14 protein-coding genes are annotated in these 21,120 nt (G+C 70.7%); 9 read left to right on the top strand and 5 right to left on the bottom strand.

What is annotated here, in order from left to right; all coding sequences use genetic code 11:
* Nucleotides 1-79: 79 nt before the first annotated feature.
* The gene (locus tag ACFYY1_RS23665; RefSeq protein WP_388588746.1) at nt 80-1,591 is read left to right on the top strand and encodes an amino acid permease; all 1,512 of its coding nucleotides are present in this window, start codon (nt 80-82) and stop codon (nt 1,589-1,591) included.
* A gap of 101 nt (nt 1,592-1,692) precedes the next feature.
* Here ACFYY1_RS23665 and ACFYY1_RS23660 read toward each other — a convergent pair whose 3' ends face one another.
* The gene (locus ACFYY1_RS23660) at nt 1,693-2,790 is read right to left on the bottom strand and encodes an LCP family protein (RefSeq protein ID WP_388589149.1); all 1,098 of its coding nucleotides are present in this window, start codon (nt 2,788-2,790) and stop codon (nt 1,693-1,695) included.
* Nucleotides 2,791-2,986: 196 nt separating this feature from the next.
* Between ACFYY1_RS23660 and galE the strand changes: the two genes are divergently transcribed.
* From galE to ACFYY1_RS23620, 8 genes are all read left to right on the top strand, one after another.
* A complete protein-coding gene (gene galE / locus ACFYY1_RS23655; RefSeq protein ID WP_388588743.1) occupies nt 2,987-3,997 on the top strand; it encodes a UDP-glucose 4-epimerase GalE in 1,011 nt (336 codons plus the stop codon).
* 83 nt (nt 3,998-4,080) lie between these two features.
* Nucleotides 4,081-5,187: a hypothetical protein gene (locus ACFYY1_RS23650; protein WP_388588740.1), complete on the top strand. Its 1,107-nt coding sequence runs from the start codon at nt 4,081-4,083 to the stop codon at nt 5,185-5,187.
* Nucleotides 5,184-6,713 carry a hypothetical protein gene (locus ACFYY1_RS23645; protein WP_388588738.1) on the top strand — a complete coding sequence of 510 codons (1,530 nt, stop codon included), beginning with the start codon at nt 5,184-5,186 and terminating at the stop codon, nt 6,711-6,713. Before ACFYY1_RS23650 ends, ACFYY1_RS23645 begins: the two co-directional genes overlap by 4 nt.
* A gap of 182 nt (nt 6,714-6,895) precedes the next feature.
* Nucleotides 6,896-8,188: a CDP-alcohol phosphatidyltransferase family protein gene (locus ACFYY1_RS23640; protein WP_388588735.1), complete on the top strand. Its 1,293-nt coding sequence runs from the start codon at nt 6,896-6,898 to the stop codon at nt 8,186-8,188.
* Nucleotides 8,185-12,738 carry a glycosyltransferase gene (locus tag ACFYY1_RS23635; RefSeq protein WP_388588731.1) on the top strand — a complete coding sequence of 1,518 codons (4,554 nt, stop codon included), beginning with the start codon at nt 8,185-8,187 and terminating at the stop codon, nt 12,736-12,738. Before ACFYY1_RS23640 ends, ACFYY1_RS23635 begins: the two co-directional genes overlap by 4 nt.
* A complete protein-coding gene (locus ACFYY1_RS23630; protein ID WP_388588728.1) occupies nt 12,728-13,531 on the top strand; it encodes a rhamnogalacturonan acetylesterase in 804 nt (267 codons plus the stop codon). The genes ACFYY1_RS23635 and ACFYY1_RS23630 overlap by 11 nt, the downstream gene beginning before the upstream one ends.
* 13 nt (nt 13,532-13,544) lie before the next feature.
* The gene (locus ACFYY1_RS23625) at nt 13,545-14,288 is read left to right on the top strand and encodes an Ig-like domain-containing protein (RefSeq protein ID WP_388588726.1); all 744 of its coding nucleotides are present in this window, start codon (nt 13,545-13,547) and stop codon (nt 14,286-14,288) included.
* Entirely contained in the window at nt 14,285-15,568 is a 1,284-nt protein-coding gene (locus ACFYY1_RS23620; protein ID WP_388588723.1) for a phosphodiester glycosidase family protein, read from the top strand. Before ACFYY1_RS23625 ends, ACFYY1_RS23620 begins: the two co-directional genes overlap by 4 nt.
* A gap of 100 nt (nt 15,569-15,668) precedes the next feature.
* Here the strand turns inward: ACFYY1_RS23620 and ACFYY1_RS23615 are convergent, their stop codons facing one another.
* The 4 genes from ACFYY1_RS23615 to ACFYY1_RS23600 all read right to left on the bottom strand — a co-directional run.
* Nucleotides 15,669-17,798 carry a 3-hydroxyacyl-CoA dehydrogenase NAD-binding domain-containing protein gene (locus ACFYY1_RS23615; RefSeq protein ID WP_388588720.1) on the bottom strand — a complete coding sequence of 710 codons (2,130 nt, stop codon included), beginning with the start codon at nt 17,796-17,798 and terminating at the stop codon, nt 15,669-15,671.
* Entirely contained in the window at nt 17,795-19,024 is a 1,230-nt protein-coding gene (locus tag ACFYY1_RS23610) for a thiolase family protein (RefSeq protein ID WP_388588717.1), read from the bottom strand. The genes ACFYY1_RS23615 and ACFYY1_RS23610 overlap by 4 nt, the downstream gene beginning before the upstream one ends.
* A gap of 274 nt (nt 19,025-19,298) precedes the next feature.
* Nucleotides 19,299-20,573 (bottom strand): HRDC domain-containing protein, encoded by a 1,275-nt coding sequence (locus ACFYY1_RS23605; protein ID WP_388588715.1) that lies wholly within the window; start codon nt 20,571-20,573, stop codon nt 19,299-19,301.
* A gap of 115 nt (nt 20,574-20,688) precedes the next feature.
* A partial coding sequence (locus tag ACFYY1_RS23600) for a response regulator transcription factor (protein ID WP_388588712.1) occupies nt 20,689-21,120 on the bottom strand: 432 nt, incomplete at its 5' end.

The raw sequence follows: 21,120 nt of genomic DNA, 5'->3' as shown, positions 1-21,120 counted from the left end.
AAATCGCCCGGTCCGGCGCGCTGGGCGGCCGGTGCGATCCCAATCATGGCGTACACGACGAGTGCGTGGAGGTACGCCGGTGACTGCCCAGCAGGACACACCACCCAGCAGTGACGGACTGTTCCGGACCAAGACGGTCGAGCAGTCCATCCGCGACACCGAGGAGCCGGAGCACGCACTGCGCAAGTCCCTCTCCGCCCTGGACCTCACGGTCTTCGGAGTGGGTGTCATCATCGGCACCGGCATCTTCGTCCTCACCGGCAAGGTGGCCAAGGAGACGGCGGGACCCGCCACCGCCCTCGCCTTCGTGATCGCCGGCGTCGTCTGCGCGCTGGCCGCGCTCTGCTACGCCGAGTTCGCCTCCACCGTCCCGGTCGCCGGCTCCGCCTACACGTTCTCGTACGCCTCGCTCGGCGAACTGGTCGCCTGGATCATCGGCTGGGACCTGGTGCTGGAATTCGCGCTGGGCACGGCGGTGGTGGCGGTCGGCTGGTCCGGCTACGTCCGCTCACTCATGGACAACTTCGGCGGGCACATGCCCACCGTGCTCTCCGGACCCGATGTGGCGAAAGGATTCGGCTTCGACATCCTGGCCTTCGCCCTGGTGCTCGTCCTGACCGTGGTGCTGGTGCTCGGCATGAAGCTGTCCGCCCGGGTCACCACCGTCGTCGTCGCCATCAAGGTCGCGGTGGTCCTGATCGTGATCATCGCGGGGCTGTTCTTCGTGAACGCCGCCAACTACTCGCCGTTCATCCCCGAGGCACAGCCGCAGCCCCCGGGCTCCGGACTGACCGCGCCGCTGGTCCAGCTGATCTTCGGTTTCGCGCCCACCAACTTCGGCGTCATGGGCATCTTCACCGCGGCCTCCGTCGTCTTCTTCGCCTTCATCGGCTTCGACGTGGTGGCCACCGCAGCCGAGGAGACCAAGCAGCCGCAACGTGACATGCCACGTGGCATCCTTGCCTCGCTCTTCATCTGCACCGTGCTCTACGTCGCCGTATCGCTGGTGGTCACGGGCATGGAGCACTACACCGAACTGTCGGTGGAGGCGCCGCTGGCCGACGCCTTCAAGGCCGTCGGCCATCCCGTCTACGCCGGGCTCATCAGCTTCGGTGCCGCGATCGGGCTCACCACGGTCTGTCTGATCCTGCTGCTGGGACAGACCCGGGTCTTCTTCGCGATGAGCCGGGACGGGCTGCTCCCGCGGTTCTTCTCCAAGACCCACCCGAAGTTCGGCACCCCGTACCGCCCGACCATCCTGCTCGGCGTGATCATCGCGATCGTCGCCGGATTCACCAGCATCAACGAGCTGGCGACGCTGGTGAACATCGGCACGCTCTTCGCGTTCGTCGTCGTGGCCCTGGGCGTACTGGTGCTGCGCCGCACCCGCCCCGATCTCCACCGGGCCTTCCGCACGCCGTGGGTACCGCTGATCCCCGTCCTGTCGGTGGCCGCCTCGGTGTGGCTGATGCTCAATCTGCCCGCGGAGACCTGGCTGCGGTTCGGCGTCTGGATGGCCATCGGTGTGGTCGTCTACTTCGCCTACGGGCGTGGGCACAGCCGGATCAACGAGCCCGTGGGCCGGCCGTAGCGCGAGGCCGTGGGGCGGGGCCGGTACGCGAAGCCGGTGCGCGACGGAGTGTCAGGCACCGGCCGCACCGGCCGCACCGGCCGCACCGGCCGCACCCGCCGTCAGCCGCCGGTGGCGGGGGACTTCTTCGCGGACTCCGGGATCGCGGCGTCCTTGCGGATGGCCTTCCAGAGGTCGCCGGCCTGCGGCTGGGCCGCCACCACGCGGTTGCGGTCCTGCTTGTCGTAGGCCACCGGAAGCATGATCGTTTCCATGGTGCCCGGGTCCACGCCGTTCATCGACCGGCCGAACTCCGCGAGGGACTTGAGCGAGGCAAGCCCCTCGTCGGTGGTCAGCGACTTGGTGGCCGAGCTGGCGATCTTGTAGGACTTGGCCGGACTGCCCAGCAGGTCCTGCGACTTGACCTCGCTCAGCAGGGCGAGCATGAACTGCTGCTGGAGCCCGATCCGGCCGAGGTCGCTGCCGTCCCCGATGCCGTGGCGGGTACGGACGTAGGCGAGGGACTCGGTGCCGTCGAGCTTGTGCGTGCCCTTGGTGAGGTCGAGGCCGGACGACTTGTCGTGGATGTCCTGCGGGACGTCGATCGTGACGCCCCCGATGGCGTCCACCAGATCCTTGAACCCGGCGAAGTTGATCTCCAGGTAGTGGTCGATCCGGACCTCGGACATCTTCTCGACGGTCTTGACCACGCAGGCCGGGCCGACCTGCGAGTAGACGGAGTTGAACATCACACGGTTCGCCGACGGCACCGTCGAGCCGTCCGCCTTGGTGCACTCGGGCCGGGTCACCAGGGTGTCGCGGGGTATGGACACGGCGACCGCCTTGGAGCGGCCCTCGGGGATGTGCACCACCATCGCGGTGTCGGACCGGGCGCCGCTGACGTCACCGCCGCCGCCCAGCTCCTTGTTCTCGGCACCGGCCCGTGAGTCGGAGCCCAGCACCAGCAGGTTCTGACCGCTGGTCGGCAGCTTCTCGGGGCGGTCCTCACCGAGCGCCTTGTCGATGTCCACGCCCTGGATGTTTCCGTCGAGGCGGCTGTAGAGCCAGTAGGCGGTGCCGCCGCCCGCGAGCAGCAGGACGAGCAGGACGCTGAGGGTGATCTTGAGGCCGCGGCGGCGCTTGCGGGGGCCCTCCCCGCGCTTCCGGCCGCCACCATGTGACGCCAAACGGCCTTCGCGCGTGCCCGGGGACTGGGACATGGCGTCGTGGCTCATCGTGGTCGAGTCCTCAAATCTCGTGGCCCGAAGCGGGCTGTGGAGTGCGTGGGACTCGGGTGGGGGGCGTGGCCGGTCCGTGCGTGCATGGCTGAGCGTGCACTATAGAACAGAGGATCGTGCGAATGGGTGTTTTGGGGCCCGGAATCACGATCTGAGCAGCCCGAATTACTATTCGTTCATGACTTGGTTGATCACGGGTGGGGCCGGTTTCATCGGGGCGCATGTCGTCCGTGCCATGAGCGAGGCCGGTGAGCGGGTCGTCGTGTACGACGACCTCTCGACCGGCGATCGCTCCCGCCTGCCCGCCGGCATCCCGTTCATCCAGGGTTCGACGCTCGACGCGGACCGGCTGCGGCACACCCTGGCGGAGCTGGGGGTGCGCGGGGTGGTGCACCTCGCCGCGAAGAAGCAGGTGGCGGAGTCCGTCGAGCGCCCGCTGTTCTACTACCGGGAGAACGTGCAGGGCCTGCAGACCCTGCTGGAGGCCGCGGCCGACAGCGAGGTGCGGGCGTTCCTCTTCTCCTCGTCGGCCGCCGTCTACGGCATGCCCGATGTGCGGCTCGTCACGGAGACGACCCCGTGCGCCCCGATCAATCCCTACGGCGAGACCAAGCTGACGGGCGAGTGGATGGTGCGCGCGGCCGGGAAGGCGCACGGCATCGCCACCGCCTCGATGCGGTACTTCAACGTGGCCGGCGCGGCCACCCCCGCCCTCGCCGACACGGGTGTCCACAACCTGGTTCCCATGGTCTTCGAGAAGCTGACGCGGGGCGAGGCCCCGGTGGTGTTCGGCGACGACTACGACACCGCCGACGGCACCTGCGTACGCGACTTCATCCACGTCGACGACATCGCCTCGGCCCACCTCGCCGCGGCGCGGGCCCTCCTCGACCGGGAGCCGGGCACCGACCTGACCGTCAACATCGGCCGCGGCGAGGGCGTCTCGGTGCGCGAGATGATCGAACTGATCGGTGAGGTGACGGGGTACGGGGCCGAGGCGGCCCCGGTCTCGGCGCCGCGCAGGGCGGGCGACCCGGCCAGGGTGGTGGCCTCGGCCGACCGGATCCGCGGCGAACTGGGCTGGTCCGCCCGGCACGACGCCCGCGAGATGGTCGCCTCCGCGTGGGAGGGCTGGTGCCTCAGGCACCCCGGTGCGCGTCGGACCGCCACCACCACCAGCTCGACCTGAGCATGCCATGGCTTGTTTATGATGTCTCGATCCAGTAGCCGTGACGTGCACGGGCCTGCTCACAGGGAGGGTGACGAACAGCGATGCGCAGCGCCTCCCCACGTGAAGCGAAGCAGCGGAACGAGCCGGTGGCGGAGGGTTCCGCACGGCTCGACCGGGTCCTCGGCGGTCCCTGGCTGCTGACCGGACACGACGGCAGGCTGACCGCGTACGTCCATGTCGAGGGCGCCGTGCTGCGCTGGACGGAGTCCGCCCCCGGCGCCCGGCGGTGGGCGGGGCCGGACGTCCTGCCCGCGAAGGACATCGAACGGCTCACCGTGGTCCAGGGGCAGAATCGTTACGCCCATCTGCTGGGGCGCCGGGTCAGGCCCCGCGCCGACGGCTGGACGAACGTGGACATCATGTACGCCACGCAGTACCAGACGGCCCGCCCGATGACGCAGTGGCGCTCGCTGGGCAATCCGTTCAAGGAGATCGACAAGGCGGTCGAGACGGGCGTCCCGGCCGCCGCGGTCGCCGTCGACGGCGCGCTGCACGTCTGCGTCCCGACCGGACCGGGCGGCGTCGCCCTGCGCCGCGAGGACAAGCGCGGCCGCTGGGAGGCCTGGATCCAGCTCCAGGTGTCCGGCGCCACCGACGGCCCGGCGCCCGCGGCGGCCTCGTCCGGCCTGGTGGAGGTCCTCGTCCCCACCCGGACCGCGGCCCTCCAGCTCCGGCAGCCGGAGCCGGGCGGCGCCTTCGTGCGCGGCCACGACGCGGCCGTTCCCCCGCTGCCGGGATCGGTGACCGCGCTGGAGACCGCCCCGGGCCGGCTGACGTACTACCTGACCGACGCGCGGGGCGGCGGTGTGGTCGCGGTCCGGGCGGGCAGCTGGCCCGTACCGCTGGGGGGCAACCCCGGGGACGGCCGCATCGCCGCGGTCCGGACGACGGTGGACGGCTTCGACTGCACGGTGCTCGCGGTCCGCGGGGCCGACGGGACGGTGAACCTCGGGGTCTGCGCGACCGAGGGCGAGCAGGCCGGCTTCTGGTGGACCGGCACCGGAATGAGCTGCACCGGAGATCCGGCGCTGGCGGCCGACGGCCACGGAAGGGCGGTCGTCGCGGCCCTCGGCGCCGACGGCTCACTGGCCGTCGCACGCCAGGAGGACGGCCAGGGACTGACCCTCGGAGACTGGAGCCGGGTATGAGCGCCACGGGACCGGCCCGGCGGGTGGCGATCGTCGCCGCACGCCATCGCGAGGCGGTGGCGCTCGTCGCGGCGGAGGGAGCAGGCGCGGAGATCGGCGTGCTCTGCGTCGAGGAGGACGGCAAGGACGGGCGGGCGGCACTGGACCGCGCGCTCGCGGACGCCGAACGGCGCGGCTGCAGGGTCGTGGGCTCCCCCCGCACCGTCGGTACGCAGGACGGCGGCGACGCGCTGCTGCGGGAGCTGCGCGCGCTGGACCCGCAGCGGGTGCGCCTGGCGGACCCCGATCCGGTGCACGTGTCGTACGACAAGGAACGCGATGTCCCCGTGCACGACGAGCCGGCCGAGAACTCCGCCGCCGCGCTCGCCGGGCTGGCCGCGGCCCGCGAGCACCAGCTGGAATCGGGCGCCCCGGTCTTCGTCGACTGTCACCGCGCCGGCGCGGACGGGCAGCCCGGCACCGCCCCGCAGCCGCGCTACCCGCACCCGGCGCACTGGCTGACCGAGGGATTCGACGGCAGGCTCTCCGCCTTCCTGCCCTCCGCGGCGGGCGTCGTGCGCTGGACGCAGCGCGAGCCGGGGGGCGCGGCCTGGCAGGGGCCGGAACTCCTTCCCGGCCCGCGGCTGATGCCCGGCCTCCGGGTGGTCCGGGACGCGCACGGCTTCCCGCACCTCTTCGCGCTGCGCCGGACCCCGCTCAAGGGCGGCGGCGAGGACGTCGCGGTGGTGCGGGCCACCCAGTACCGCACCGGGCACCCCCTCACCCCCTGGCACTCCCTGGGCAGCCCGAACCCCGGCCACCAGCACCGCAGCCGGGAGGTCGGCTTCCCGGCGGCCGCGTTCGACGGCGCGGGCGGCCTCTTCGTCTTCGTACGCAACTTCGGGCACAGCGTGAGCTACCGGCACCAGGGGGCGGACGGCGTCTGGACCCCCTGGCAGCATCTGAGCGGCGTCCGCGTCGCCGACGAACTCGTCGCCGTGACCACGGCCGGGGGCGGGGTCGAACTCTTCGCGCGGGCCCGGGACTCCGCCGCCGTGCTGCGCTGGTACCGCTCGGGGCCCGACGGCGCCTGGACCGAGGACCGGTCGGTGCCGCTCTCGCCCCGTCCGGGATCCCTGGCGGCCGGGCCCGAGCCGGGAACGCTGCTCCTCCGTGACGCGAGGACCAACGAGCCCTGTGTGTGGTGGCCGGGCGCGACGGGACCGGTGCCGCTCGGCGGCGCCGACGACGGTGCGGGACCGGTCACCGGTGTCCGGGGCGTCGAGGCGGACGGCTGGTCGTACTCCCTGCTGGTCCGGTCCGGACCCGCAGGCGCCTGCGCGGTCGGGGTGCACGCCGAGGGCCGGGCGGACGCGGGCGTGTGGTGGAACGCACTTCCTGTGGATTCCGCCGTGATGCCCGCAGTTGTCCGGGATCGTGCGGGGGCTGTTACCTTGGCGACCCTTGTGGCCGGATCGCAACTGAGGCTCTCTCACCGAGAGTCACCGACTGACGGGTTCGACTTCGATCGTTGGTACACAGCGTGACGGCATGGTGGCCCTGATGATCTTTTTTGCCACCCGGTTGGCTGAAACCTGTTAAGTCCTTGATAAAGTCTGTGAATCTTTCATGTGAAGGATTCGGGGGAGTCTCGTGAACATCCGGGCGTCCCTCGGCCGTGTATGGATCGACGGGGGCCTGCCGCTTTCGTTCTCGTGACTGAGGGGTTATGGCCAAGCTGTCCTTGCGTGCCGTCCAGAAGCTCACCTGCAAGAAGCGTGACGCCTGGTGGACGGTGATCCTGGTCGATCCCGTGGCCACCCGGATGCTCATCGTGATGGCGCGGTTCAACTTCATCACGCCCAACCGCGTGACGTGGGCGGCGCTGTTCGTCGGACTCGGCTCCGCCGGGTTCTTCCTCAAGGGCGACATGCAGTCCCTGATCATCGGGGCGGCGCTCTACCACCTGAGCTTCATCCTCGACTGCATCGACGGAAAGCTCGCGAGGCTCAAGGGCAACGGCACCGTCTTCGGCGGCTGGCTCGACTACGTCTTCGACCGCATCAGAGTGCTCTTCTGTGCCCTCGCCCTGATGGGCGGGCAGTACCTGCGCAACGGTGATGAAAGGTTTCTGCTCGCCGCGCTGATGGTCGTCTTCCTCGACATGCTCCGGTACGTCGACGCGCTCCAGATCTACAAGATGCGCATGTCGATGCGGACGAAGATCGAGAAGGTCACCCGGGAACGCCAGGAGGCCGAACGCGCGGCCGCCGCCGCCGAGGGCCCGGTGGAGCCCGAGGCGCAGGAGATCCGGTTCATGGAGGACCTGCTGCGGGAGAACCCCGAGGCCGAGGCCGAGCTGCTCAAGGAGCAGGCGGGCGCCGGACACGTCGTCGACCTGCACGCTCAGTTCCGGCACCGCTTCCCCTGGTACCTGCGGGTGCGGCAGGCGCTGCTGCGCAGCCGGATCAGGCCGCACCTCATCAGCGGCATCGAGTTCCAGATGTTCGTGTTCATCGTGGGGCCGCTGATCGGCCAGATCCTCCTGACCACATTGGTCTCCGCGGTTCTGCTGGGGATCTTCGAGCTGATCATCATGTACAAGTTCTGGCTCTCCACCCGTGACTTCACCCATGTGATGGCCGAGCTGGCCGAGCCGCCGTCCGGCGCGGGCTCCATCGCCCCCCACCTCCACCGGGGCCGGCACCGCCGCGGTGTGCAGGAGGACCCGCTCTCCGCCCCGGAGTTCCAGGCGCCGCCCGCCTACGAGGACCCCGGATTCCAGCCGTACCCCGAGCCCTACGCCGCGTACGGGGTACCGGACCAGCCGTTCCCGGACCAGCAGCCGACGCAGGCGTTCCAGCAGCTGCCGACGCCCGGGTACCAGCAGATGACACAGGCGTACCAGCAGGTCCGGACGCAGGGGTACGACCAGCCGACGCAGGGCCGGCCGGTGTACGGAGCCCCCGGTGGGACGGAGCCGAACCACGGGTACCCGGGCGATCGAGAGGGTGTCGGATGAACCACGAGCAGGACACACCCGACGTCTGGGTCACGGTGGTCATCCCCGCGTACAACGCGGCCACGACGATCGGCAAGGCGCTCCAGTCCGCCGTCAACCAGACGTACGAGCTGGTCGAGGTCGTCGTCGTCGACGACGCCTCCACGGACAACACCCTCGACGTCGTGAAGAACTTCGCCGGGACCAACGGCCGCGTCCGCGTGCTGCGCCGGCCCACCAACAGCGGCGGCGTCGGCGCGCCCCGCAACCTGGGCATCGCACAGGCCGCCGGCCGGTACGTGATGTTCCTCGACGCCGACGACGAGCTGCCGCCCCGCGCCTGCGAGCTGCTGCTGGCCGGTGCGCTGGAGAGCGGCAGCGACATCACCGCGGGCAAGGCCGTCCGGGTCAACCGGGCCACCGGCGAGAGCGAGGGCTGGGCCCCCGAGGTGTACGCGCTGGCGCGCACCGTGCCCGGCCTGGCGGAGTTCCCGCTGATGCTGGCCGACCCGATCGCGGCGGCCAAGCTGTACCGGGTGGACTTCCTGCGCTCGGGCGGGGTCTGGTTCCCCGAGGGCGTCTTCTACGAGGACACGTACTTCTCCACCGTGGCGGGCTGCCTCGCCGACGGGATCACCATCATCACCGACCCCGTCTACCGGTGGATGTGGGAACCCGAGGGCGGATCGATCACCGGTCGCACCGGCGAGCTGCGCTCCATCAGCGACCGGGTCGCGGTGCACCGCGCCACCGACGCGTTCCTCCTGGACCGCGGCCTGTGGCAGCTCAAGGTCCGCAAGGACTCCAAGTTCCTCGCCCACGACCTGCGCCTGTACATGCGGGCGCTCGCGGAGGGCGACCCGGAGTTCCAGCAGGGATTCGCCGAGATCGCGAGCAACTACCTCTTCTCCATCAGCGACGAGGCGTTCGAGCTGTGCGACCCGGTCGACCGGGTCAGGGCCTACCTCGTCATGTACCAGGAGACCGAGGCCGCGCTCACCACGCTCGACTACGTGCAGCGCAAGAGCGTGCTGTCGTCCTTCCTGGTGGAGGAGGACGGCCGGGTGTACTGGTCGGGCGACCATCTGCACCTGCCGGACGCCCGGCGCATGCTGGATGTGACGGAGCTCGGTCTCTCGGCGGCGAAGCTCGCCCAGGAACCGCTCTTCGCCCAGCTCGACGAGTGGTCCGTGGACGAGGGGAAGCTCCGCTTCGAGGGCAGGCTGGTCAACCGCTTCGGGCGGATCGAGCCCGGACACGACCTCAAGCTGACCCTGGCCGTACGCAACCGCCACACGAAGAAGGACGTCACCGTCCCGGTCGAGGGCATCGACGTCGACGAACGGTTCGTCGGCTTCGGCGGCACCGTCGACCTGCCCGCCGTCCTCGGCGACGATTTCTCCGAGAGCACGGTCTGGAACGTGTCGGTCGTCGTCGAGTGGAACCGGGCCAGATCCCGCTCCCCGCTCAACGTGCGCGACGTGGACCTGACCGGGCTGACCTTCCTGGCGAACGGGGAGGAGCTGGAGGGCTACCGCACGGTCAGCGGCAACCTCGCCCTGCGGGCCGCCACGGCGGGCCGCAGGTCCTTCGAGTCCGCGCAGAACGACCCCGACGCGCCGTGGATGTGGTGGCGCGACCGGATCCACCCGCCGATCTCCCGCCTGGACCATCCCTTCGAGATGGCCGTCGTCGTGCCCTGCTACAACGTGGCCAAGTACCTGGACGACTGCCTCGGCTCGATCGCGGCGCAGGAGGGCTTCGCCGCCACCCAGGTCATCCTGGTGGACGACGGCGCCACCGACGAGACGCCCCGGATCCTCGACAACTTCGCGCAGTACTACGCCAACGTCACGGTCGTCCACCAGACCAACGGCGGACTCGGAAACGCCCGGAACAACGGCCTGGACCGGGTCACCGCGCCCTACGTCACCTTCCTCGACTCCGACGACATCCTCGGCGAACGGGCCCTGTCGCACATGCTCCAGGCGGCCTGGCGGGACGGCTCCGAGCTGGTCGTGGGCGACCTGGTGAACTTCCCCGACCGGCCCTACGGCCCGTGGAAGCAGTACTTCGGCAAGGGCGACCGCCTCATCGACGACTTCGCCTCCGTACCCGACCTGATCTTCAGCGGATCCGCGTGCAACAAGCTGTTCAGCACCCAGCTGCTGCGCCGGCTCGGGGTGCGCTTCGGCGAAGGGGTCCACTTCGAGGACTCCTGGGTGACCCTGCCGAGCATGCTGCGGGCCAACGCCATCAGCCTCGTCGACCGCCCGGTGTACTACTACCGCGGGCGTCCCGACGGCTCCTCCATCATGGACTCGCTGTGGAGCAAGCCGGCGAACTACCGCGACCACCTGCGGCTCAACCACTTCCTGCTGGACTACACCGCCGCCGAGCGGGCCGACGTCCGGCACATGTTCCAGCGCTATGTGACCCGCACCTACAAGGGCTTCCTGTGCAACGCCCGTAACGTCATGGGCCGGACGCAGCTGGAGGAGATGTTCCCGGGCATCTGCCGCCACTACGCGCAGATACCCGACGAGGTCATCCTCGAATACGCCACCAACCCCGCCCAGCAGCTCGACCACTACGCGGCGAAGAGCGGGAACTTCGAGCTCTTCTGCAACCCGGAACCGGCGCTGGAGAACGCCCCGCTGGCGCTGGAGATCGACGACGACGGCTTCCACCGGACTTTCCCGGGCGGCGCCCGGAACACCCGGACCGCCCGCGTCAACGACCCCAACGTCGTCGTCGAGTCGGTCCGCACCCGGGGCGACGTGCTGGTCGTGGAGGGCTGTCTGGCCTTCCCCGGCATGGACATCGGCGGCCCCATGGAGAACGAACTGGAGTTCGTCTACCAGACGGCGCACGCCAAGGTCGTCGTACCGCTGCGCCAGGTCGCCCGCCGAGACCTGTGGAACACCCGCAACGGCCGCGACCTGTACGCCGGCTGGTACGCGGAGGTCCCGGTCAAGGACCTGAGGAGCGGCGGATTCGGGGTCGGCGACTTCCGGCTCCGGGTGCACCGCGTGGACCGCTCGCGGCAGCGCAACGTCGTCATGAAGGCGCGCCTTCCGCTGCACCGGCTCAAGGGCCCCGGCCGGATCGCCGGCCACCCCTACATGCTGACCATCGGCGGCCAGGACGCGCTGCACCTGCGCCTGATCGACAAGAAGCCCGTCGCACGGGCGAAGCACGCCCTGTGGCGGACGGCCCGTGAGATACGCATCCTCAAGACCCGCAACCCGGGCTGGCGCATGCGCCTCGCGTACTGGCTCATGTACCCGTTCCTCAACTCCCGTGAGATCTGGCTCATCGGCGAGCGCTCGGACACGGCCCAGGACAACTCGTACCACTTCTTCAAGTGGATGCGGACCCACCGCAAGCGCCGCAAGGCGTACTACGTCATCGACGGGAACTCCCCCGACTACAAGAAGGTCGCCCCCTACGGCCGGGTGATCAAGCTCGGTTCGTTCAAGCACCGGATGTATCTGCTGCACGCGACCAAGCTGATCGGGTCCTACGACTCCGAGTCGTACCTGCTGCCCGAGGGCTACCGGAAGGTGCTCTTCCTGCACCGGTTCGGCGAGCTGCTGAAGTACCAGCGGGTCTTCCTCCAGCACGGAATCATCTACAACGACGTGACCTCCGGTGTGGACCAGCGGATCACCAGTTACGACATGATCGTGACCACCGGCCGTCAGGAGCGCGCCTACCTGGCGCAGGAGGCCGGCTTCGGCGACCGCGCGGTACTGGCGGGCCTGCCCAGGTTCGACGCGCTGCGGCGGGAGCCGGGGGAGCGTCCGCGCATCCTGCTCATGCCCACCTGGCGGCAGTGGATCGTCACGGCCTCCTACAAGAAGTCCGCGGGCCCGGCCAAGACCGCCTTCACCCAGTCCGAGTACTTCCGGTTCTACCGGTCGCTGCTCTCCGACCGGCGGCTCGCCGCGGCCCTGGAGCACTTCGGCGTCGACCTGGAGTTCTTCCCGCACTACGAGATCCGGCCCTACCTGCACAACTTCCGGATCGACTCGCCCGCGATCGAGGTCGCCGACCCCGGTACGCGCAACGTCCAGGAAGCCATGAAGGAGTGCTCCCTCATGGTCACGGACTACTCCTCCGTCTTCTTCGACGTGGCCTACATGGGGATCCCGCTCGTCCATGTGCCCTTCGACGAGGAGGACTTCTACGGACGGCACTACAAGCGGGGCTACTTCAACCTGACGGAGCACGGCTTCGGCCCGGTCTGCCGCACGGTCGACCAGGCGGTGGACGAGATCATCGCCTCGATGGCCAGGGGCTTCACCGTCGAGAGCCCGTACCGCGAGCGTGCGGAACACTTCTTCGCGCACCGCGGCGAGGGCAACTGCGAGCGGGTGTACGAGGCGATCGACGCGCTGGGGACGGCGAGCGCCGCCGCTCTCGGCCCCTCCGGCCCCGTCGCCGCCCTGCCCGCCGCCCGCGCGCACCGGGACGACGACATGCACGGCGCACCGGACGCCGGCACGACGGCCTTCGACACGGCCGGCCGGGGAACGAACGAGAACGGGTGGGACCGTGCAGTCTGACTGGAATCCCGAACAGGGCAGGGCCCGCCGGATCTTCCTCGCGGGCGACTCCGCCGCGGTGACGCGGGAGGCGAGCAAGGCACCCATGACGGGCTGGGGCCAGGTGCTCCACTTCTTCCTCAGCTCGCAGGAGGTGGAGGTCGTCAACTGCGCACGGGCCGGAGCGAGCGCCCGCACGTTCAGTGAGCGGGGCAGGCTCGACTGGATCCTCCAGCACATCCGCCCCGGCGACTACCTGTTCACCTCGTTCGGCATCAACGACGCCAAGCCGGAGGAGTGGCTCCGCACGGAGGCGTACGGCGACTTCCCGCACCACCTGCGGAAGTTCGTCGACGGCGCGCGCGAACGCAATGCCCACCCGGTGCTGATCAGCCCGCCGGAACGGGACACCCACGATGTGCACGGCAACCTGCCGAGGAGCATCACGGAGTACGTGATGGCGATGCGCGACCTCGCAGCCGAGTGCAGCGTGCCCTACGTCAACCTCTACGACCAGACCCACGGCTGGTGGGAGGGGCTGGGGCCGGAAGGCATACGCCCCTTCTTCATCCACCTGGAGCCGGGGGAGCACCCGAACTACGCGGAGGGGTTCCACGACCCCGGCCACATGACGCCGGAGGGGGCCATCGCGTGCGCGCGCTATGTCGCCTACGCGCTGGTGGAGCAGCGGATCGTGCCACCGCACTGGGCCGTCAACCTCGACCGCGCGGACTTTCCCCCGGAGTGGGTGAGCTGGCTCGACGAGGAGACACACGCCGAACTGACCAGGTCACGCACGCTGGGCTCGAACTGAGAGTCGGACGATCATGAGCACCTTCACCCTCACCGGAATGCGCAGCGTCCAGCAGGACAACCCCTCGATCGTGGCGCACATGGAGCTGCGGTCCGCCGCGGATCCCCGGCTGCCCGTCGGGCCCGGCAGCCGGATCGACTTCGAATGGATCCTCACCCCGCAGGGCGACGGCACCCGCTACTACGGGTATCTCATGGCCGATTCGTTCGACAAGGTCGCCACCATCGAGAACATGGCCGGTATGAGCCTGCTGCCCTCGGGCGACCGGTACGCGACATCGACGGGGCCCGGCGTCGAGCGCGTCGCCAGGTTCACGCTCCAGGTGAACCGGCACGTCGCACCCGATGCCTTCCTCGTCCCCGTCCTGCGGGCGGGCATCATCGCCGACGGCGGGAAGGGCCTCACCTCCACCACGTTCTCCCTGAAGAACCACGGCTACCGGATCGCCTCGCTGCCCCCGCAGGGACGGAGCATGACCGTGGTTCCCGGACACCGCGGAGTGCTGACCGACCTCACCGCCGGGATGGGCGAGGACGTCAGGCTGGTCGGGGTCGGCCCCGCCCGGCACGGGGTGACGAGCGTCGAGGTGGACGGAGCGGTGACGTACCACCCGTTCAACGGCCACCTGGGCTACGACTGGTTCGACTACGTGCTGGACGCCGGTGGCGGCCGTCTGGTCTCCGGCCGGGTGACCGTCCATGTCGGGGACCTCGGCGCGACGCCCGGGGTGCTCGGAGGCTGGGCACCGGCACCGTGAGACCGTACCGGGACCGCCTCGTGCGCTGGTGTGCGGTCCTGCTGGTCCTGGGGGTGACGGCCGCCGGATGCACCGGCCGGAGCCCCGCCCGGCGCGACGACCTGCCGCGCGCGTCCCCGTCGGCCGACGGGTGCTGCGGGGTGGCGGCGCAGCGGATCACCCGCCGGCTGGCGGACGGGGCGCGGGTCCTCATCAGCACGGTGACCGTCCGGCCGTCCGCCCGGGTCACGGTGAAGCCGGATGCCGGCGACCATCTCGCGACCACCGAGACCGTCGGCCGGACGGCGCGGCGCGAACGAGCCGTGGCCGCGGTGAACGGCTCCTTCTTCGACACCACCGGTTCCGCCGTCTCCAGCGGCTATCCGGGAGATCCGCTGGGCGTCCTGGCCGTCGACGGCCGACTGCTCAGCGAGGCGGCGAACGGACGCACCGCGCTGATCCTGCCCGGCCCCGGAGACCGGCCCCGCATCGACGAAGTGCGTTCCGACATGTGGCTGACCGCGCCGGACGGAGCGGTGCGCGAGCTGGACGGGGTGAACCGGGCGCCGGGAAGAATCGTCGGCTGCGGAGGCACGGGCGGGGACCGACTGGCCCGTACGGGGCTGCCGGAGCAGCGGCCCCGGCACAACCAACTCTGCCTGGACGACAGCGAGATCGTCGCCTTCACCCCCGACTGGGGCGTGCGTACACCACCCGGCGCACCCGGCAGCGCGGAGGCCGCACTCGACGCGGACGGGCGGGTGACCGCGCTCCGCAGCCCGGCGGGCGGGGAGATCCCCCGGACCGGCTCCACCCTCACCGGGGTCGGGGAGGGCGCCGACTGGCTGCGGACGCACGCACGTCAGGGGCTGCCGCTGAGCCGGCGGACCGGCGTCACCGACAGCAGCGGGCACGACGTCCTCACTCCGGGAGCGTCCGTGCTGGGCGCGGGCCCCGCGCTGCTGCGCGGGGGAGCGACCTGGATCAACGGCGCGGCCAACGGGTTCACCGGCGACACGTCGACCGAGCGCCAGCCCCGTACCGCCGTCGGCATCAAGGCGGACGGCACCTTGCTCCTCGCCGTCTTCGACGGCCGTGGCCCGGACAGCGCGGGCGTCACCCTGCGGGAGGCGGCGGCGCTGCTGCGCGACCTGGGGGCGGTGGACGCCCTCAATCTCGACGGCGGCGGCTCCAGCACGACGGTGGTGAACGGCCGGCTCCACAACCGGCCCAGGGGTGCTCGGGGAGCGCCGGTACAGGAACGCGCCGTGGCCGACGCCCTGCTCGTCCTGGAGCGCTGAAGGACGCGCGCGTGCGGTCTGCCCCACAGCCGCCGGCGTACACGGAACGGGCCGTACGGGGAGATTCCCGTACGGCCCGCCCGTCGATACCGACCCGGTGTTACGCCGGAACGCTCGCCACGCCCTGCGCGAGGAACTTCTTGCCGTTCACCCGCTCCGAGACGCCCTCACGGTCCAGGTACGGCGTGATGCCGCCCAGGTGGAAGGGCCAGCCCGCGCCGGTGATCAGGCACAGGTCGATGTCCTGGGCCTCGGCGACGACGCCCTCGTCCAGCATCAGACCGATCTCCTGCGCCACCGCGTCCAGGACCCGGTCGCGGACCTGCTCCTCGGACAGGACGACATCGCCCTGCTTGAGGAGCGCGGCGACCTCCGGGTCCAGCTCCGGCTTGCCGGAGTCGTAGACGTAGAAGCCGCGCTTGCCGGCCTTGACGACCGCGGCCAGGTTCTCCGAGACGGTGAACCGGTCCGGGAAGGCGCGGTTCAGGGTCTCCGAGACGTGCAGACCGATGGCCGGACCGACCAGCTCCAGGAGCACCAGCGGGGACATCGGCAGGCCGAGCGGCTCGATGGCCTTCTCGGCGGCCTCGACCGAGGTGCCCTCGTCGATGACGTTCTGGATCTCGCCCATGAAGCGGGTGAGGATGCGGTTGACGACGAACGCCGGGGCGTCCTTCACCAGCACCGCGGTCTTCTTCAGCTTTCGCGCCACCCCGAACGCCGTGGCCAGCGAGGCGTCGTCGGTCTGCTCGCCGCGGACGATCTCCAGCAGCGGCAGGATCGCGACCGGGTTGAAGAAGTGGAAGCCGACGACCCGCTCGGGGTGCTTCAGCTTCGACGCCATCTCGGTGACCGAGAGGGACGAGGTGTTGGTGGCGAGGATCGCGTGCGCCGGGGCGACCGCCTCGACCTCCGCGAACACCTGCTGCTTGACGCCGATCTCCTCGAAGACGGCCTCGATGATGAAGTCGGCGTCGGAGAAGCCCTCCGCCTTGTCCAGCACACCGGAGACCAGGGCCTTGAGGCGGTTGGCCTTGTCCTGGTTGATCCGGCCCTTGCCGAGCAGCTTCTCGATCTCGGCGTGGACGTAGCCCACACCCTTGTCGACCCGCTCCTGGTCGATGTCGGTCAGTACGACCGGCACCTCCAGGCGTCGCAGGAACAGCAGCGCCAGCTGCGAGGCCATCAGACCGGCACCCACGACGCCGACCTTGGTGACCGGACGGGCCAGGTTCTTGTCCGGGGCACCGGCCGGGCGCTTGGCGCGCTTCTGGACCAGGTTGAAGGAGTAGATCCCGGAGCGCAGCTCGCCGCCCATGATCAGGTCCGCGAGGGCCTGGTCCTCGCGGTCGAAGCCGGCGCCCAGGTCGCCGTCCTTCGCCGCCGCGATGATGTCCAGCGCGCGGTACGCGGCCGGGGCGGCGCCGTGCACCTTGGAGTCGGCGATCGCCTTGCCCCGCGCGACGGCCTGGTCCCAGGCGTCACCGCGGTCGACCTCGGGACGCTCCACCGTGACCGTGCCGTTCAGCACGTTCGCGGTCCAGATCAGCGACTGCTCCAGGAAGTCAGCGCCCTCGAAGAGCGCGTCGGCGATGCCGAGCTCGAAGACCTGCTTGCCCTTGAGCTGACGGTTCTGGTTCAGCGAGTTCTCGATGATGACCGAGACCGCGCGGTCGGCGCCGATCAGGTTGGGAAGCAGCGCGCAGCCGCCCCAGCCCGGAACCAGACCGAGGAAGACCTCGGGCAGCGAGAAGGCGGGCAGCGCCTTGGAGACGGTGCGGTAGGTGCAGTGCAGACCGACCTCGACACCGCCGCCCATCGCCGCGCCGTTGTAGTACGCGAACGTCGGGACCGCGAGGCCGGACAGGCGCCGGAACACGTCGTGGCCGCCCTTGCCGATGGCGAGCGCGTCGTCGTGGTTCTTCAGCAGCTCGACGCCCTTGAGGTCGGCGCCGACCGCGAAGATGAACGGCTTGCCGGTGATGCCGACACCGGTGATCGCACCCTCGGCGGCCTCCTTCTCGACCTGGTCGACGGCGGCGTTCAGGTTCGCCAGCGACTGCGGTCCGAAGGTGGTCGGCTTGGTGTGGTCCAGGCCGTTGTCCAGCGTGATGAGGGCGAAGCGGCCCGCACCGGCCGGAAGGTCCAGGTGGCGTACGTGGGCCTGGGTGACGACCTCGTCGGGGAACAGCTCGGCCGCACCCTTCAGAAGCTCAGTGGTGGAGCTCACTTGTTGCCTCCGTCTGCCTCGTTGAAGTGCGGGTTCTCCCAGACGACCGTCGCGCCCATGCCGAAGCCGACGCACATCGTCGTCAGGCCGTAGCGGACCTCCGGCTGCTCCTCGAACTGGCGGGCCAGCTGCGTCATCAGACGCACACCGGAGGAGGCCAGCGGGTGACCGTAGGCGATGGCGCCGCCGTACTGGTTGACGCGCGCGTCGTCGTCGGCGATGCCGTAGTGGTCGAGGAAGGCCAGCACCTGGACGGCGAACGCCTCGTTGATCTCGAACAGACCGATGTCGTCGATGGTCAGCCCGGCCTTGGCCAGGGCCTTCTCGGTCGACGGGATCGGGCCGTAGCCCATGACCTCCGGCTCGACGCCCGCGAAGGCGTACGAGACCAGGCGCATCTTGACCGGGAGGCCCAGCTCGCGGGCGACGTCCTCGGCGGCGAGCAGGGAGGCGGTGGCGCCGTCGTTGAGACCGGCGGCGTTACCGGCGGTGACCCGGCCGTGGGCACGGAACGGGGTCTTCAGACCGGCGAGCGACTCCAGGGTGGTACCCGGGCGCATCGGCTCGTCGGCGGTGACCAGGCCCCAGCCGGTCTCGCCGGCCTCGGCGTTGGTGCGGCGCACCGAGATCGGCACCAGGTCCTGCTGGATCTTGCCGTCGGCGTACGCCTTGGCGGCCTTCTCCTGCGAGCGGACCGCGTACTCGTCGGCGCGGCCCTTGGTGATCTGCGGGTACCGGTCGTGCAGGTTCTCCGCGGTCATGCCCATGAACAGGGCGGACTCGTCGACCAGCTTCTCCGACACGAAGCGCGGGTTCGGGTCCACGCCCTCGCCCATCGGGTGGCGGCCCATGTGCTCGACACCACCGGCGACGACGACGTCGTACGCGCCGAAGGCGATGGAGCCGGCCGTCGAGGTGACGGCGGTCAGGGCGCCGGCGCACATGCGGTCGATGGAGTAGCCGGGCACGGACTGCGGCAGCCCGGCCAGGATTCCGGCGGTACGGCCCAGCGTCAGACCCTGGTCGCCGATCTGGGTGGTCGCGGCGATGGCGACCTCGTCGATCCGCGCGGGGTCCAGGTCCGGGTTGCGGCGCAGCAGCTCCCGGATGGCCTTCACGACGAGATCGTCGGCGCGGGTCTCGTGGTAGATGCCCTTCGGGCCCGCTTTGCCGAACGGGGTGCGGACGCCGTCGACGAAGACGACGTCCCGGATGGTACGAGGCACGGTGGCTCTCCTCCAGGGTGCGGGATGGCACTGCTGCGCGGCACGCCCGGAAGCGCGCCGCCACCATCATGCTACTTGCGGGTAACCAGACTGCCCACCCCCCGGGGCGGGAGCGGCGAAGGTCACATCCGGCGGGTCCGCTCCGGCCCCGGAACGCCGATCGCCGGGCGGGGCTGAAAATCAGCCCGGCCGGCGATCGGGAACACGACGTGGCCGCGGCCCCGCACAACCTGGCGCGATTACGCCCCTCGAAGAGCCCTTCGGCGACGGCCGCTCAGGCCGCCGTTGCCAGCGCGCGGACCAGCAGCGGGGCCACCTGCTCGATCTGCCAGCGGCGCGCCCCGTACCCGGCGAGCGCGGTCTCGACCGTGTCCGGCGTCAGATGCTTGGGCGGCTCCCAGCAGACCCGGCGCACCGTGTCCGGAGTGATCAGGTTCTCCTGCGGCATGTGCAGCCGCTCGGCGAGCTCGGACACCGCGGCACGGGCGGCCGAGAGCCGGGCCGCCGCGGCGGGGTCCTTGTCCGCCCACGCGCGGGGCGGCGGCGGGCCGGCGAGGGTCTGGCCGGGCTGCGGCAGCTCGGTGTCCGGCAGCGCCTTGGCCCGGTCGACGGCCGCCTGCCACTGCTCCAACTGACGACGCCCCATGCGGTGGCCGAACCCGGGCAGCGCGGTCAGCGCCTGGACGTTCGGCGGGAGTGCGAGGGCCGCCTCGACGATCGCGGCGTCGCCCAGCACCTTGCCCGGCGAGATGTCGCGGCGCCGGGCGACCTGGTCGCGTGCCGTCCACAGCTCCCGTACCACCGCCATCTGGCGGCGACGGCGGACCTTGTGCATGCCGGACGTGCGGCGCCAGGGGTCCTTGCGCGGGGGAGCGGGCGGCGCGGAGGCGATCGAGTCGAACTCCTCACGGGCCCATTCCAGCTTGCCCTGCCGGTCGAGCTCCTCCTCCAGGGAGTTGCGCAGGTCGATCAGCAGCTCGACGTCGAGCGCCGCGTAGCGCAGCCAGGGGTCGGGCAGCGGGCGGGTGGACCAGTCGACGGCGGAGTGGCCCTTCTCCAGCGAGTAGCCGAGCACGCTCTCGACCATGGCGCCGAGGCCGACGCGCGGGAAGCCGGCCAGCCGCCCGGCCAGCTCCGTGTCGAAGAGCCCGGTGGGGGTCATCCCTATTTCGCGCAGACAGGGCAGGTCCTGGGTGGCGGCGTGCAGGATCCACTCGCTGCCGCTCAGGGCCTCGCCGAGCCCCGACAGGTCGGGACAGCCGACGGGGTCGATCAGCGCGCTGCCCGCGCCGTCACGGCGCAGCTGTACGAGGTAGGCGCGCTGGCCGTAGCGGTAGCCGGAGGCTCGCTCGGCGTCGACGGCCACCGGTCCTGAGCCGGCCGCGAAGGCGGCGATCACCCGGGCGAGGGCGTCGTCGGATGCCACCACCGGGGGAATGCCCTCGCGAGGTTCGAGCAAGGGGATCGGCGCCGGGGCGACGTCGTCCGGGGGGGCGCCCCCGGTGGTTCGCAGTGAAGTGTCTGCTGCGGTCTCTTGGGCGTCGGTCACGTGTCAAGGGTATCTGTGTATGTACGGCGCCCGTCGACGGAACGTTCCGTCGACGGGCGCGGATGAATGCAAACCAGCCGGTCCGCGCCTGCGCGGGCCCGCCGGGGCACGGACGTCAGTGGATGATTCCCGTTCGCAGGGCGACGGCGACCATTCCGGCGCGGTCCCCGGTGCCGAGCTTGCGGGCGATTCGGGCGAGGTGGCTCTTGACGGTAAGGGCGGACAGGCCCATCGAGACGCCGATGGCCTTGTTGGACTGGCCCTCGGCGACCAGCCGGAGGACCTCGACCTCGCGGCCGGACAGTTCGCGGTAGCCGCCCGGGTGGCTCGGGGTGCCGGGGGGCCGGCGGTGCATACGGGCGGCGTTGGCGCCGATGGGGGCGACGCCGGGACGGGTGGGGTGGCCGATATTGGTACGTGTGCCGGTGACTACATAGCCCTTCACGCCGCCAGCGAGGGCGTTGCGCACGGCGCCGATGTCATCGGCGGCGGAGAGGGCGAGGCCGTTCGGCCAGCCGGCTGCTCGGGTCTCGGACAACAGGGTCAG

The organism is Streptomyces sp. NPDC001890, from assembly GCF_042891445.1.
In the GTDB taxonomy this organism is placed as follows: domain Bacteria; phylum Actinomycetota; class Actinomycetes; order Streptomycetales; family Streptomycetaceae; genus Streptomyces.
This window is presented reverse-complemented; position numbering and strand designations above follow the sequence as displayed.

Coding starts and splice junctions, on each gene's coding strand:
- ACFYY1_RS23660 (WP_388589149.1), bottom strand. CDS start 2,790: ATGTCCCAGTCCCCGGGCACGCGCGAAGGCCGTTTGGCGTCACATGGT.
- galE (WP_388588743.1), top strand. CDS start 2,987: ATGACTTGGTTGATCACGGGTGGGGCCGGTTTCATCGGGGCGCATGTC.
- ACFYY1_RS23650 (WP_388588740.1), top strand. CDS start 4,081: ATGCGCAGCGCCTCCCCACGTGAAGCGAAGCAGCGGAACGAGCCGGTG.
- ACFYY1_RS23645 (WP_388588738.1), top strand. CDS start 5,184: ATGAGCGCCACGGGACCGGCCCGGCGGGTGGCGATCGTCGCCGCACGC.
- ACFYY1_RS23640 (WP_388588735.1), top strand. CDS start 6,896: ATGGCCAAGCTGTCCTTGCGTGCCGTCCAGAAGCTCACCTGCAAGAAG.
- ACFYY1_RS23635 (WP_388588731.1), top strand. CDS start 8,185: ATGAACCACGAGCAGGACACACCCGACGTCTGGGTCACGGTGGTCATC.
- ACFYY1_RS23625 (WP_388588726.1), top strand. CDS start 13,545: ATGAGCACCTTCACCCTCACCGGAATGCGCAGCGTCCAGCAGGACAAC.